Consider the following 14,175-nt stretch of genomic DNA (forward strand, 5'->3'; position numbering starts at 1 on the left):
GCGGAAGTCCCACCCCACCACCTCAAGGAGAACCCATGAAGAACGTCTTCATCGCAGCCGCAGTCTTCTCAATCTGTCTGTCGAGCACCGCCCTGGCGCAGCTGTCCACGCGCTGCTTCCAGGACGACCAGCTCGTCACCATCGACCTCGCCCGGGGCCGCAACGCCTGGGCGCGCAAGTGTGGCCTCATCACCGCCTCGCGCGAGGCGTACCTGAACACGGAGAACGAGTACCAGGTCTTCACCAACGGCTGCTTCGCGTACCCGGCGGTGCCCGCGGGCTCCACGTGCACCTTCCACGTGCCCGCGGACGAAGCCTCCGCGTGCATCACCGGCCTGAACAAGCTGGGCACCTGCGTGGCGGGCTGCACCACGCCCACGCAGAAGGTGGCCTTCGACGGCCGCATGCTGCCGATTCCGGAGGCGTACGCGTCCGGCGTCACCACCGTCACGGCGCTGAGCCCCACCTCCGAGCCGGGGCTCCTGCGCTACGGCGAGCAGACCATCCGCAGCTACGTGGCGGGTGACACGCAGGAGGACATCTTCGCCCTGGAGACCCAGGAAGGCCGCCGGCTGGAGGTCACCGCGGAGCACCCGATGGTGCTCGGCGACGGGACGATGGTGAAGGCGCGCACGCTTCAGGCCGGCGACACGCTGATGGGCGCCGACGGCAAGCCGCTGCACCTGACGCGCGTCACCGTCTTCAGCTTCAAGGGCCAGGTGTGGAACGTCCGGCCGGAGAGCCAGGTGAAGCTGGAGAACGTGATGAACGCGGAGGGCTTCCTCACCGGCTCCGTGCGCTTCCAGAACGAGTGGGCGCAGGATGACTACCGGCTGTCCTTGAGGGACGAGGTCGACGTCGGCGGGCTGTAGTCCCCACACCGTCCGTCGTCACGGGGCTCCGGTCAGCACGGCCGGAGCCCCGCCTCCCTGACACGTCAGGGGATGTTGCAGGGGTACTCGGGCAGCAGGCAGGAGCCGGCGAAGCCACAGTCCTGGCTGCACGTGTAGGGCGACTCCCTGGAAGAGCAGAGTCCGTCGCCGCAGAAGCCGCAGTCATCCAGGCACGAGCCCCAGCTCTCCGTGCTGGCGCAGTAGCTGTCGCCGCAGTAGCCGCAGTCGTCCAGGCAGGTGTACACGCTCTCCGTGCCGTTGCACGTGCCGTCACCACACGCCGTGCCGCAGTCCGCGGGACACGTGGCGGTGGACTCTCCCGCGCCGCAGACACCGTCACCGCAGGGGTTGGGACAGCCGCAGTCGACGGGACAGGTGTACACCGTCTCGCCCTTGCACTGGCCGTCGCCGCAGTAGCAGTCCGACGGGCAGTTGCCCTCGGACTCACCGCCGTTGCAGGCGCCGTCTCCGCACACGCTCGCGGGGCCGCAGTCGTAGGGGCAGCTCCACGGGCTCTCGGAGGCCGCGCAGTAGCCGTCCCCGCAGACCTCGCAATAGAGCAGGTTGCACTGGGGCAACATCGGGTCGACGTCCGAGGTCACCTGGAGCGGCACCATCGGACAGGGGCAGTAGGGCAGCGCCTGGGACGCCTCGCCCAGCTCCGACTCCACCGGCGCGACGGGGCCACAGGCCGCGAGCCACAGCGCCACCACCGCGAACCTCGCCGCGCTCATGTCGGGCCCGCCGCGTCCCGCGAGGCGTCGCGAGCGGCGGCGAACCGGAGCCACGCGGGCGGCCATGGCGCCTCGAGCGTCTCCAGATAGGCGAGCAGCCCCTCGCGCGGAGCCTGAGGCTCACGGTGGGCCACGCACGAGCCGAGGTTGATGAGCCCGGACACGCACGGCGCGCTCGCCGACACGGGCACGAAGTACTGACAGTTGTTCGTGGAGCAGGGGTACTGGAAACAGCCGTTGGCGAAGACCTGATACTCGTTGTCCGCGTTGAGAATCGCCTCCTTCGCCGCGGAGATGTAGTTGCACTTGCGCGCCCAGGCGTTGCGTCCGGCGACCTGCTGCGGCGTGAGGTTGTCGTCCCCGCCGCATCGGCCGCTGAGCTGCGCCCAGGCGGGGCTGGCGAAGCCCGCGGTGACGAGACAGATGACGACCCAGAGCTGCTTCATGCCAACCTCCTCGAGGGATTCACTGCGCGAGCCTCAACGGCGCGGGACACGGACGGTGGAGCCCAGGAGCACCTCCACCGAGTCGCGCGTCGTCCAGGCCAGGTCCGGGAAGCCGTCCTGGTCCAGGTCCTCCGCCACCAGGGAGGAAGGCGTCGTGCCCGCGGCCACGCGCGTGGGCGCCCCCAGCCCCCCGGCCTCCTCGCCGAGCAGCAGGTAGACGCCCCCCTCCAATCCCGCGAAGGCGACGTCCTCCCGGCCGTCCTGGTTGAAGTCCGCGACCACCAGCTCGCCCGGTGCGTCGGCGGGGAGGGAGGACACCTCGGTGAAGCCGCCCCTTCCGTCCCCCAGGTGCACGGAGAGGTAGCCGGAGTCCGAGACGCTGTGCGAGATGACCAGGTCCAGCAGGCCGTCCCCGTTCACGTCCAGGGACACGAGGCGGAAGGGCTCATCGTCCGCGGAGCCGGCGAAGCGCACGGGCGCCGCCGCGGACAGCTCGCCGCGCTCCGTCGCGAGCAGCACGTCCACCGTGAAGCTGTTGGTGTTGAGCACCAGCACGTCGGGCCGACCATCCGCGTTCACGTCCGCGAGCACCAGGTCTCTCGGCAGCCCCGTGACGGAGTGGGGCACCGCCGCGCCGAACGTGCCGTCTCCCTTCCCCTTCAGGAAGGTGATGTTGAAGTACCCCCCCGAGCCCGCGTTCTTCGTCATCGCGTCCACCAGCCCGTCACCGTCCAGGTCCGCCACGCGCACCTGCTGCGAGTGATTGCCCAGCGAGTGGGGCACGCCCTCGCGGAAGGTGCCGTCCGACGCGCCCAGCCGCACCGTCAACGCATTGGCGAAGTGGCCGACGATGAGCAGGTCCGGGCGACGGTCCGCGTTCACGTCGCTGACCGCCACGTCCATGGGCGTGGTGCCCGCCGACAGACAGCGGGGCGCGGCGAAGGCGCCCTTCCCCGCTCCGTCGAGGATGCAGACCTGCTCGGTCTGCGAGGCGACCAGGACCAGGTCCTTCACGCCGTCCCCGTCGACGTCGGCGGTGTGCAGCCCCCGCGCCTGGGTACCTCCCGCGGCGTGGGTCACCCGCGCCTCGGTGAAGCCCAGCCACTGGACGTCCGGGAAGCCCCGGGGCGAGATGGTCGAGGACGAGCACGCCAGCAGCGCGCAGCAGGCCCATCCGAGAGAGAAGTACCGGAACATGTCGGCTCCTAGGGCCGGAGGTCGGGAATCGCGAACGGGTCACCCGGCAGCAGACGTCCGGGGACCGCTTCACGCGGGCAGGCGTGCCGGGCCGAGACGAGCGTCGCCGTATGACATGCCCCCGCGCAGGAGCCGGGGCAGCCACAGTCCACGGGGCAGCTGTTCACATCCTCCGCGGTACAGACACCGTCTCCGCAGAAACAGTCGACGGGACAGGTGGCCTCGGTCTCGTCCTGGCAGACCCCGTCACCGCAGCCCAGGTGACAGCCCGCCATGCAGGAGTCCTGGACCGACGCCGAGCGGGCCGCGGGACAGCCCCGCATCGCCTGGACGCTCGCGCCCAGCACCAGGGGCGGCGGCGCCTGCTCCCGGGAACCACAGGCCATCAATCCCAACACGGCGACGACTCCCCACCACCCGCTCCACCTCGACCTCGAGGGCGCTTCAAGCTCGCACACGGGGAGTGCGAGCTGACGATAGCGATGTGGCTTCATCGGGTCAGCCCCCCACCGACGGGTTTCGCTATATCCTCGGGACCTGGCCGTTCCCGACCCAGCAATCACAAGCGTGGTTTGGGTGCCGTACCCAAGTCAAGGAATCGTCCCGGGGGACTCATGCGCCGCAAGCGGCTGAACGTCGTCGCGTTGGCAGCCGTCCTGCTCCTGGCGGGACTGGGTGGCGTGTGGTGGAAGAATGCCACCGACACGACGTCTTCCGACCCCACCGTCGCCCACGTCCGCGCGAAGACGCACACCCTCCCGAGCCCCGGCGCGGCGCCCTCCGAGCCGCTCGCGCCACGAGGCTCCCGGGCCTGGGTGCCGGGCACGCTGCACCGTCACGCGCTGACGCTGGGGCTGACGATGTCCTTCACCGGACAGCCCGCGTCCCAGGGCGGCGCGCCGCCCGGCATGCGCATCACCCTGAAGGGCGAGTGGGACGAGGGCCTGGTCTCGGCGGAGGGCGCGGAGGTCATCGTGCGCTTCCAGCTGCGGCCCACCGCCTTCACGCTCGACGTGGAGGGACAGGGGGCGCTGTCGCCCGAGACGCGGCAGGCGATGGAGGCGGCGCTGTCGCAGCCCTTCTTCGTGACGCGGGACGCGCGCGGCGCGGTGACGCTCACCCACTTCGAGCAGGGCGTGGACGAGCTGGCGATGGGGCTGCTCCGCTCGGTGGTGGCCACGTCCCAGTTCGTGCGGGAGGGCGCGCCCACGCCGACGTGGCGGACCGAGGAGCAGGACACCTCCGGCCAGTACTCGGCGGAGTACCAGCGCCAGGGTGAGCGCCGCTTCGACAAGCGCAAGCGCGAGTACACCGCCGTGGCCACGCCCCAGGGGCTGCAGCCGCTCGGGACGTCGCCGCGCATGAGCGTCAGCGGGGGGGCCACCTTCGAGCTGGGCGAGGACGGGGGGCTCCAGTCGCTCCAGTCGCGCGAGCAGCTCACGGTGGAGTCCGGCCAGGGGATGCCCACGGTGACGAACGCGATGGAGCTGACGCTGCGGCTGCTGGAGCGCCGCGAGGAGCCGACGCTCGTGGGCGCCTTCGCCGCGCGCTCCGGACGCCTGCGCGCCGCCGCGCTGGCGAGCTTCCAGGGCCAGGCGGCGGACCCGCTCGCGCACCACCGGCAGGTGCTGGGCAAGCGCCGCCTGGAGGACATCCTCGCGGACCTGCTCTCGCTGCCGTCCGACGAGAAGGCCCGCGACGACGCGCGCACGCGCGCCCTGGAGCAGCTGCGCGCGCTCCTGCTGCTGCGCCCCGAGGAGGCCGCGCGAATCCCCGCGCTGCTGCGCACCCAGGGCCTGTCGCCGCTGGCCGCCAGCTCCATGCTGGGCGCGCTCTCCGCGGCGAGCACGCCGGAGTCCTTGCGCGCGCTCGTCCAGGCCACGGGGGACACCGCGCTCACGTCGGACGTGCGCATGGATGCGGTCTCCGCGCTGGGCATGGCGGACAACCCCATCCGCGAGGGCGTGGACACGCTGCGGCAGCTGTCGCGCACCGATGACCCCAAGCTGCGCGGCACCGCCACGCTGGCCCTGGGCAACGCGGCGCTCCAGATGAGCGACACCGCGGGCCGCGACGCGGAGGCGCTCGTGCAGGAGCTGAAGAACGACTACCGCGCCGCGCGCGACGCCGAGCAGCGCGCCCTGCTCCTGCGCTCGCTGGGGAACACCCGCTCGCCGGGCGCGCTCGACACGCTCACCGAGGCCCTGCGCTCCGACGCCTCCCGGGTGCGCGAGGCCGCGCTCGTCGCGCTGCGCAACATCCCTGGCCCGGAGGCGGACCGGCTGCTCGTGGAGCGGCTGGTGAACGACACCGCCTCCGAGGTGCGCCGCGCCGCCGTCTTCGCCTGCGGCTTCCGCCCGCTCGAGCCGCTGCTGCTCCCCGTGCTGGGGCAGGCCCTGCGCGAGGACCCCTCCGATGGCGTGCGCTCCGACATCCTCCAGCTGCTCGGCCAGCACCGCCACGCCACCCCGGGCGCCCTGGCCCTGCTGCGCTGGGCGAGCCAGCACGAGAAGAACCCTGATTTGCGACGCATGGCCAACACCTACGTGGAAACCCCGACGACGCCCCAGCCCTGACACCTTGGGGTGAGCGTTCACCCGCTCGGTGGAGGCAGCGAACACATCTGCCGAGAAGACGACGCTGCCCCCGAGGGCAAGAGGACACCCTGCCTCGCCGCGGTATCCAGACCCGGCAACGGCGCGAGGAGCTCGGGGCATGCGAATCACGGCTGGAGCTGTCGCGGCCATGGCGGCATTCGGACTGGCGAGCTGTCAGGACGGCGCCGAGCGGAGCCGACCCGAGGCACGGCCGGACGGAGGCACACCGTCTCGTGGACACCACGTCGTCGTGGTGGACGAGTCACCCGCGGCGAAGGAGCTTCAAGCCATCAGCGAAGTGGAGCGACTCGGAGGCAGCATCACCATTCCCAATCGCGACGGGACGACGAATCGCATCGTCTCCCGGGTGGAGGATGGGGGTGCGCGATTCGTCGAATACTACAACGGTGAAAGCACCCGTCCGGTACTCACCATACGACGCGAGGGAGACCTCACCACTCACTGGGGCGACTACGACGAGGACTCTCGAACCGACTCCTTGTATGACCTCTCGTTCGACGGCGGCGTGATGGTGCAACTGTGGCTCGAGGACACGAATGGAGACGGAGAGTTCGACCAGCGCCGGACCCAGCTAGGCTCCCGTCAAGACATCAGAATCATCCGAGAACGACTGGTGTCGCTGGATGGAGGCGGGCGCGGCTGGCGGGTGGAGTCCGACAGAGAGGCTCCAGCCATTCAGCCGCACCCCGAAGAGGAGCGGGAAACCCACTGGAGCGCTGGCACGCGTTGCGACAGCATGGCCGGTTTCCCGGCGGACATGACGTCGACGACGTCGGTGGCCTCGATGCCCGCCGTCAACATCGTCACCGGGACTTCGCCCGGGGCCTGCACCAGCGAGCAGACGGCGAAGCTCATCGAGGCACTCAAGCAGATACCGGATTCAACCAAATGCCTGGGGGCGACCAACAGCACTCTCGGGACAATGATGCAGTCCGCACTGGCCTCCGACATCAAGACTTTCATCGGGTGTGGAGGACAGTGCCCTGGCATTCGCGCCGCAACCGGCCCTGGACCGCCCTCGAGACTGGATGAGCTGCGCTCTGGCCCCTATCGGATGAACCTCGCGCCCTACGTCGTCGCCGGACAGGGGCTCGAACGGACGCTCATCCATGAGTTGCTGCACTGGAGCACGGGCCTGCACCACGAAGAAGGAGACAACGGGACGGACCAGGTGTGGTCGTGCGCCCGTTTCTGCAGCCGGTGCACCACCGCTGGGTTTGGGGGAGGAGACCCGGCTGCTGACTGCGCCCGATGCGCGGCACGAGACCAGAAGCTGTCGTGCGGATGGAAGATGGTTGAGGCGAGCATGGGAGGGTGCGAGGACTTTCTTGCGTGGATCGGCCGAGGCGTGATTGACCCAGTCTTGACCCAATGCCGCCTGACAGACACCGTCTACGCGCGCTGCAACACATGCAACGTCGCGCACTGGTCCTACTGCGACGGGACACAGATTCCGGTGCCTGCGGGATACAACGGGTACAGCACCGCCTACAGGTGCTGCACGGGATGCTACGTCGGCACGCCGGTGCGGGACTGCGCCAACGTCCCGTCGTTGCCCATCGACACTACGACGTGCCAACTCCCCATGGCATGCGCTACGCCGTAGCCGAGCAGCCCCGTCCGTGCATCGCCCGCCCACCGAGGGCGAGCGAGTCCGAACGTTCCACGGTGAATGGGTACCCCCTCATCACACCTCAACCCTGACGAGCGTGAGAAGGCAGACACAACGCCTCACTCCGGGGTGAGACCGCCGCTTTCAATCACATCCCCGACTTCACCCGGAGTAAACAGACCTCCCCATCCACCCCTCGGGAGGTCCCATGAACAAGGCGGTATCGCGCGCGCTCGCGCTGATGCTGGTCGTCGTTCCAGGGCTCGTCGCGGCGCAGAGCTACGTCGACTCCACGCCGTACGTCGTCCAGCCCTCGAAGTACCCCTTCGTCACGTATGCGCCGGGCTACACGTTGAATGACAAGGTGCCCTGGGAGTCGCAGGTGGCGCCCTTCTCGCCGGCCGCGAGCTACAGCGTCACGCAGGAGTACGCCATCCTCCAGGACGAGGCGAACCGCACGGGAGGCCAGCTCCAGTACGACGCCACGGACTTCACGCACAACATCGACATCCAGCAGGCCACGATTCCGGAGGCCTTCACGCCGATGGTGCCACCGCCCACGGAGATCATGCCGTGGACCAATCCGTCTCAGACGTTCAACAAGTCCTACGTGCGCACGGAGCGCTTCGGCAACAGCCTGTTCGGCGCGGGCTATCACCTCAACGCCGTGCTGACGGCGGAGACGGCGACGGTCAACGCGGACAAGAAGGTCGTGGCCGTGGCCGAGGGCAAGCTGTTCGCCCAGGTGTTCTCCTCGGAGCACGACCTGGTGCGCGGCCGCGCGCAGGTGGTGGGGCAGAACGGGGGCGACAACAGCGGCACCGCCGCGCTGTACGTGGTGGGTCAGGAGGTCTGGTCCACGCCGCTGTACGCCACGTACGCGCCGCCGCCCATCAACTGGAGCCGCACGTTCTTCTCCGCGTCGAAGACGTTCATGATTGGGCCGGTGCCCGTCACGGTGAAGGGCTCGCTGTCCGGCGGCGTGAAGCTGACGGTGCACGGGCTGGTGGGCCCCACGGTGGCCAGGCTGTCGGCGACGCCGGGGGGCTGGTCCAACGTCACCGCGTCCGCGTCGGTGGACGTCATCGTCGTGGCCATCGGCGTGGAGGGGAGCCTGGCGCTCATCAACGCCACGCTCCCCGCCTCCGGCGAGGTGTTCTGGCCCGTGTGCTCGCTCGACTGGAAGCTGCGCACGGACCTGGACCTCAACGCGCTGTCCGGCACCCTCAAGGCCTACGCGAAGGTGCGCGTGCTCTTCTTCAAGAAGACCTGGTGGATCACCATCGCGCAGTGGGCGGGCATCACCCACAAGATACCGCTGCTCGGCGTGGAGGGCTCACAACCCCTGGGCGTCTGTAGTTAGGGGCCCGCCAGCTCGTTCATGATGAGCAGGCCGCGTGACGTGTCCACGACGTACACGTAGCCGTCCCCCGGAATGCGGATGCCGATGGCGCCCTCGAAGACGTCATCGGTCCGCTCCGGGTCCGTCTCGCGGTGCGTGTTGTAGTAGGCGATCTGCCGGGGCTTGGTGGGGTTGGACACGTCCAGCACCCGCACGCCCTCCTGGTACCACGCGACGTACAGGCGAGAGCCCACCAGGAGCATGTTGTGGATGGACGTGGTGGGGCGCAGCCGGAACTCGCCAATCTTCACGATGTTCGCCGGGTCGGTCGCGTCCAGCACGCGCAGGTGCGCGCCGTGGTTCTCTCCGCCCTCGAAGACGAGGGTGCGGCCGGCGAAGGTGCCCACCGCGTTGTGGTGCGCGGTGGTGTTCGGGTACGTGTACGTCCCGAGCAGCGGCATGGCGTCCGGGTTCGCGACGTCGACCACCTTGAGGCCGCCCTCGAAGTGGCTGATGTAGAGCCGGCCCTGATAGGCGAAGGCGTCATGGGCGCCGTCGTAGGCCCCGGCCAGGGGGAACGCGAGCCGCTGGAGCAGCACGGGCTCGAGTGGCGACGACACGTCGAACACCAGCGTGTTGCTGGAGGGCCACAGGCCCATGCCGTAGAGGCGGTCTCCGTCCACCAGCACGGTGTGCACGGCGTAGGGCGCGCTGGAGGGCACGCGGCGCACGAGCTTCGGGTCCGCGGGGTCGGAGATGTCGAAGACCACGATGCCGGTGTCCTGGCTCGCGACGTACAGCGCGTCCCCCTTCACCCACACGCTGTTCCAGAGCTGGTCGTCCGGCAGGCTGATGACCTTCTTCAGGACCGGGTGGCTCCGGTCCGTCACGTCGAAGACGGTGATGCCGCCGGGCTTGCCGGGGCGCAGATACGCGTTGGCGGAGACGACATAGGCGTGGTTCTTCGCGACGTAGATGTCCAGCGGGGTGCCCTGCGCGACGTACGTCTCCGACACGAGCGAGAGGCCACCGGAGGACTCCTCCTCGCCCTCACGCCACAGCATGCGGTCGGCGTGCGCGGTGGCCCGCTGGGTCACCCGGCCGTTGGTGCACCGGGCGAAGCAGCCCGTGAAGGAGCGGTGGTCCGGCGCCTCGCAGCCGGCCAGCACGGTGGTGGTGCTGCCTCCGTCGCGGCCCACGGTGTGGATGCCGAGGAGCAGACGGTTCGCCTCGCGCACTTCATGGGTGACGGGCGCGTAGTAGAACTTGCTGGGGCCGCCGTCGCCGACCAGGTCCATCGTCACGGTGTAGTACGAGCCCACCAGGCCGCCGTCCGGCTGCGCGGTCTCCCGTCGCAGTCGCGTGTGGAAGATGCCGTCCGCCGGGACATTCGCGAGCGTCGAGGTGTCGCAGGCGGACAGGTCGAAGACGGACGGGTCCAGGCATCCCCCCGCGGGACTCTCACCCACCTGGGGGACGACGTCGCAGGGCGCGAGCGCCCCCGGGTCTCCCGTGCCGTCGCCGAGCTCCTCGAGCACGGTGTACGTGCCATCCCAGGGTGGCGACCCGGCGTCGGGGGTGCCCGAATCCACGGGCGAGCCGGCATCGGGTGGGGGGTCTGACTTGTCGCGGCAGCCTGGGGATGCGCAGAGAAGCAGACCCCATGTGACGGAGAGCACCCAGGACGAGCGGAGGAACAAAGGCATCGGGAGACCTCGAGGGGATACGCCACGCAAGAGTGCGGGCAACGAATCAAAGGGGCGGACCCGTCGGATTCGCGTCGCGCGCGGAAACAGTTGCGCCGTGGAGGGGAACCGCATGCGCGTGCCGAAAACGAGCACGTCGACAGCCCTGGTGGTGTCACGGTTGCATGTCGAGCCACCCGCGACCGCGAGTCATGACGCGAGCGCGCCCGTGTCATGGAGCGCGCTGTCCCACCGAACATCGGGTGAGGCGACGCCCCCCCCCAGAAGGATGACTCGACTCCTGCGCCACGCGAGCTGTGTCTCACCGCGCAGGATTGCGCAGGCTCCGTCCAACGACAGCGCGCGAGGTGACGAATCACCGGGCAGGCTTGCACAGGTCTCGACGACTCGCCGCGCGAGGTGGCGTGTCACCGGACGGGCTTGCTCAAGCCATGTCGGCACGCCGCGCGAGGTGACGAATCACCGGGCAGGCTTGCTCAGGTCTCGACGACTCGCCGCGCGAGGTGGCGTGTCACCGGACGGGCTTGCTCAAGCCGTGTCGGCACGCCGCGCGAGGTGAAGAATCACCGGACAGGCTTGCTCAGGTCTCGACGACTCGCCGCGCGAGGTGACGACTCACCGGACAGGCTTGCTCAGGTCTCGACGACACGCCACACCCGGTGGCGTGTCACCGGACAGCGCGTCACAGCCCCCGGTGGGCGTCGGAGATGCCCGGGGGCGCGGCGTGCAGGGCCACGCGGAAGGTGGTGCCCACGCCCACGGACGACTCGACGGAGATGTGGCCGCCGAGCGCGGTGACGATGGTGTCGCAGATGGACAGGCCCAGGCCGGTGCCGATGCCCGCGGACTTCGTCGTGAAGAACGGGTCGAAGATGCGGCGCAGGTGCTCCGGGGGGATGCCGCCGCCGGTGTCCCTCACCTCCACCAGCACGCGCGCGCCGTCGTCCGGCCGCGTGGTGATGCGAATCTCGTTCGTCTCCGACTGGCCCTCTTCAATCGCGTGCGCGGCGTTGATGACCAGGTTGAGGAACACCTGGAACAGCTTGCCCTCGTTGCCGCGCACCGGCGGCACCTCGCCGTAGCTCTTCACCAGTCGAGCGCGGGGCCGCACCTCGCTGGCCGCCATCTGCGCCACCGAGTCGAGCACCCGGTGCACGTCCACCGGCTCCTCGCGCGTGTCGTCCACCCGCGAGAACACCCGCAGCTGGCGGACAATCTGCCGCATCCGCTCGGCGCCCTCGCGCGCGTCGTCCAGCACCTGGCGACACTCCACCAGGTCGTCCGGCGTCAGCGGCCGCGCGCGCGGGCCCACCGTGGCGTGCAGGAAGTCCAGGTTGGACAACACATACGCGAGCGGATTGTTCAGCTCGTGCGCGATGCCCGCCGCGAGCAACCCCATGGACGCCATGCGGTCGGCGAGCATGAGCTGCGCCTGCGAGCGCTTCCGCTCGGTGAAGTCCCGCGCGATGGTCACCCACGCGGGCGTCCCGTCGAACACCACGGCCAGCGTCACCAGGTCCGCCACCACCGTCTCGCCGTCGCGGCGCACCAGCGGCACCTCCACCGCGCGCGCCGCGCCCTTCCCCTCCAGCGCCTGCCCCAGGTAGAGCTGCGCCGCGCTCCGGTCCTCCTCGCGCACCAGCTCCAGCACGTGCCGCCCGAGCAGCTCCGACGCGTCCCGATAGCCCAGGTACTGCACCAGCGCGGGGTTGACGGACAGCAACACCCCGTCCCCCACGTGCACCATCACCGGGTCCGGGAAGGACTCGAGCAGCAGGTGCACGCCCGCCTCGGTGCGCCGCAGCGTCGTCTCCGTGCGCACGCGCAGGGCCTTGTCGTTGCGCTGCTCCAGCGCGAGCGACAGCGTGCCCGCCGCGCCCGACAGGAGATTGACCTCGATGGGCCCCCAGGGCCGCGCCTCCCGGCAGTTGTCGAAGCCGATGACGCCGAAGAGCTGTCCGTGCACGTGCAGCGGCAACAGCAGCACCGAGCGCACGCCCTGCGCCTCCAGCATGGGCGTGAGCACCTCGGTGAAGTCCTGGGGCAAGCCCTGCACCGGCTCGCCGCGCATCAGGTCCGCGGCCTGCTCGGGCCACAGCGCCTCCAGGAGCGGCAGCCCGTGCATGTTCGGGTCCTCCAGGTTGGGAGGAATGCCCGGCTCGCACCACTCGGCGCGCTGCGAGGCGAGCAGCGCCCCGTTCTGCGCGCGGTGCATCTCGAAGACGTAGACGCGGGAGGCGGCGGACACGCGCCCCAGGGGCTCGACGACGGACGTGTACAAGTCCCGAGGGTCCTGGTGCGGCATCATCCGCCGCTGCACCTCCACCATCGTCTCCAGGTAGCGCTCGCGCGTGGCGACGGCCTCCTCGGCGCGCCGACGCGAGTCGATGTCCAGCAGCGTGCCCACCACCTCACCGGGCTGCCCCGGCACGCCGCGCGCCGTGAGGACCACCCAGCGCGACTCGCCGCCGACGAACAGGCGCAGCTCCTGCCGGGCGTCCGACACCTGCTGCGTGGCCACCGACTCCAGCAGGTGACGCGCGCTCTCGCGGTCCAGCCCATGCACCACGTCCGTCAGCGGATGTCCCTGCGACACCACGCCCAGCGTCCCGGTGAGCTTCTCCCACCCGGGCCCCAGCCACGTGACACGCCCCTGGGCGTCGAGCTGGAAGACCACCTCGCTGAGCAGCCCATCCAGGGACTGGAGCCGCCGCGCCACCGCGGCCCCTCCATCCGTGGACGCGGGCCGCGCGGTCAGGCCGCTCGTGCTCGCCTCGGGAACCTGTGCCAGGGCCTCGACGCGCCCCACGTCCCGCCGCTCGTCTGCCACTTCGGCCTCCTGCGCCCGCGTCGGGGGGTCGGGTGAAAACCGCTCCAGACCCTGTGCCCCTCCCGGTGGCGACCTCCCCTCCAGCATAGGGGCGGCGAATGTCGGGAAGTCAATGAAGGCGGAGAAGGTTCACCCCTGGTCGCCTGGCTCCCACCCGCCCGGCATCCCCGAGCGGGGGCGCTCGCGGCGGTCGCCGAGCACACGGGCGGGCACCCCTCCGACGATGGCCCAGGGCGGCACGTCGCGAGTGACGACGGCCCCCATGCCCACCACCGCGTGGTCGCCAATCGTGACGCCATCCGTCACGCCCGCGTTGGCACCTATCCATACATCCGCGCCCACGTTGATACCCCGGGACGTGACGGGCTGGTCACGCACGGGACGGTCCGGGGCGAGGCCGTGGTCGAAGGCGTAGAGGGTGGCGCCGCTGGCGATGCGGGTGCCCTCGCCCACGCGGATGCCGGCCGCGCCACCATCCAGGCTCACGCGGGCGTTGAGGCTCACGCGCGGACCGAGGGTGACGGGCCCGTGGACGAAGGCCTCCGCGGCGATGCTGCAGCCGGGGCCCAGGGCGACGGTGCGACCGGGCTCGGCGAAGATGCGGGCCTCGGGGGCGACGAAGCAGCCCTCCGCGATGGTGACCGTCTCCAGCTCCATCAGGAGCGCCTGGACCTCCTGCTGCCAGGCCTCCGCCCAGCCCCGGTGGCGGGGCTTGAGGACGAAGTAGAGCCACGGCATCCAGGAGAGGCGGCGTTTGTGCTGCTCACGGCGGAGCGCGTCCAGGTCCACGCCCACTG

11 protein-coding genes are annotated in these 14,175 nt (G+C 70.3%); 4 read left to right on the plus strand and 7 right to left on the minus strand.

Features of this window, described 5'->3' with window-relative positions; all coding sequences use genetic code 11:
- The first annotated feature begins 35 nt into the window (after positions 1-35).
- Positions 36-872: a hypothetical protein gene (locus OWM54_RS17825; RefSeq protein WP_223749151.1), complete on the plus strand. Its 837-nt coding sequence runs from the start codon at positions 36-38 to the stop codon at positions 870-872.
- A gap of 65 nt (positions 873-937) precedes the next feature.
- On the opposite strand, the gene OWM54_RS17830 is transcribed toward OWM54_RS17825, so the two are convergent.
- From OWM54_RS17830 to OWM54_RS17845, 4 genes are read right to left on the minus strand one after another with little or no spacing between them, the layout of a single operon-like run.
- Positions 938-1,627 carry a hypothetical protein gene (locus tag OWM54_RS17830; protein ID WP_267698282.1) on the minus strand — a complete coding sequence of 230 codons (690 nt, stop codon included), beginning with the start codon at positions 1,625-1,627 and terminating at the stop codon, positions 938-940.
- Positions 1,624-2,073, minus strand: coding sequence for a hypothetical protein (locus OWM54_RS17835; RefSeq protein ID WP_223749149.1), 450 nt, complete (start codon positions 2,071-2,073; stop codon positions 1,624-1,626). The genes OWM54_RS17830 and OWM54_RS17835 overlap by 4 nt, the downstream gene beginning before the upstream one ends.
- A 33-nt stretch (positions 2,074-2,106) precedes the next feature.
- Entirely contained in the window at positions 2,107-3,270 is a 1,164-nt protein-coding gene (locus OWM54_RS17840) for an FG-GAP repeat domain-containing protein (RefSeq protein WP_267698283.1), read from the minus strand.
- Between the two features lie 8 nt (positions 3,271-3,278).
- On the minus strand, positions 3,279-3,668 hold the full coding sequence (locus OWM54_RS17845; protein WP_223749147.1) for a hypothetical protein: 390 nt from the start codon (positions 3,666-3,668) through the stop codon (positions 3,279-3,281).
- Positions 3,669-3,884: 216 nt separating this feature from the next.
- On the opposite strand from OWM54_RS17845, the gene OWM54_RS17850 reads away from it, so the two are divergent.
- From OWM54_RS17850 to OWM54_RS17860, 3 genes are all read left to right on the plus strand, one after another.
- Positions 3,885-5,846, plus strand: a complete 1,962-nt coding sequence (locus tag OWM54_RS17850; protein ID WP_267698284.1) for a HEAT repeat domain-containing protein — start codon at positions 3,885-3,887, stop codon at positions 5,844-5,846.
- A gap of 139 nt (positions 5,847-5,985) precedes the next feature.
- Positions 5,986-7,494 (plus strand): hypothetical protein, encoded by a 1,509-nt coding sequence (locus OWM54_RS17855; protein WP_267698285.1) that lies wholly within the window; start codon positions 5,986-5,988, stop codon positions 7,492-7,494.
- Between the two features lie 214 nt (positions 7,495-7,708).
- Complete coding sequence (locus OWM54_RS17860; RefSeq protein ID WP_267698286.1) at positions 7,709-8,863, plus strand: hypothetical protein; 1,155 nt, start codon at positions 7,709-7,711, stop codon at positions 8,861-8,863.
- On the opposite strand, the gene OWM54_RS17865 is transcribed toward OWM54_RS17860, so the two are convergent.
- The 3 genes from OWM54_RS17865 to OWM54_RS17875 form a co-directional block, all read right to left on the minus strand.
- The gene (locus OWM54_RS17865; RefSeq protein ID WP_324289131.1) at positions 8,860-10,434 is read right to left on the minus strand and encodes an LVIVD repeat-containing protein; all 1,575 of its coding nucleotides are present in this window, start codon (positions 10,432-10,434) and stop codon (positions 8,860-8,862) included. The genes OWM54_RS17860 and OWM54_RS17865 overlap by 4 nt on opposite strands.
- 796 nt (positions 10,435-11,230) lie before the next feature.
- Entirely contained in the window at positions 11,231-13,267 is a 2,037-nt protein-coding gene (locus OWM54_RS17870; RefSeq protein ID WP_370641898.1) for an ATP-binding protein, read from the minus strand.
- A 240-nt stretch (positions 13,268-13,507) separates the two neighbouring features.
- Positions 13,508-14,167 (minus strand): acyltransferase, encoded by a 660-nt coding sequence (locus OWM54_RS17875; protein ID WP_046710754.1) that lies wholly within the window; start codon positions 14,165-14,167, stop codon positions 13,508-13,510.
- Positions 14,168-14,175 lie beyond the last annotated feature (8 nt).

This window comes from Myxococcus sp. MISCRS1 (assembly GCF_026626605.1).
GTDB lineage: Bacteria > Myxococcota > Myxococcia > Myxococcales > Myxococcaceae > Myxococcus > Myxococcus fulvus.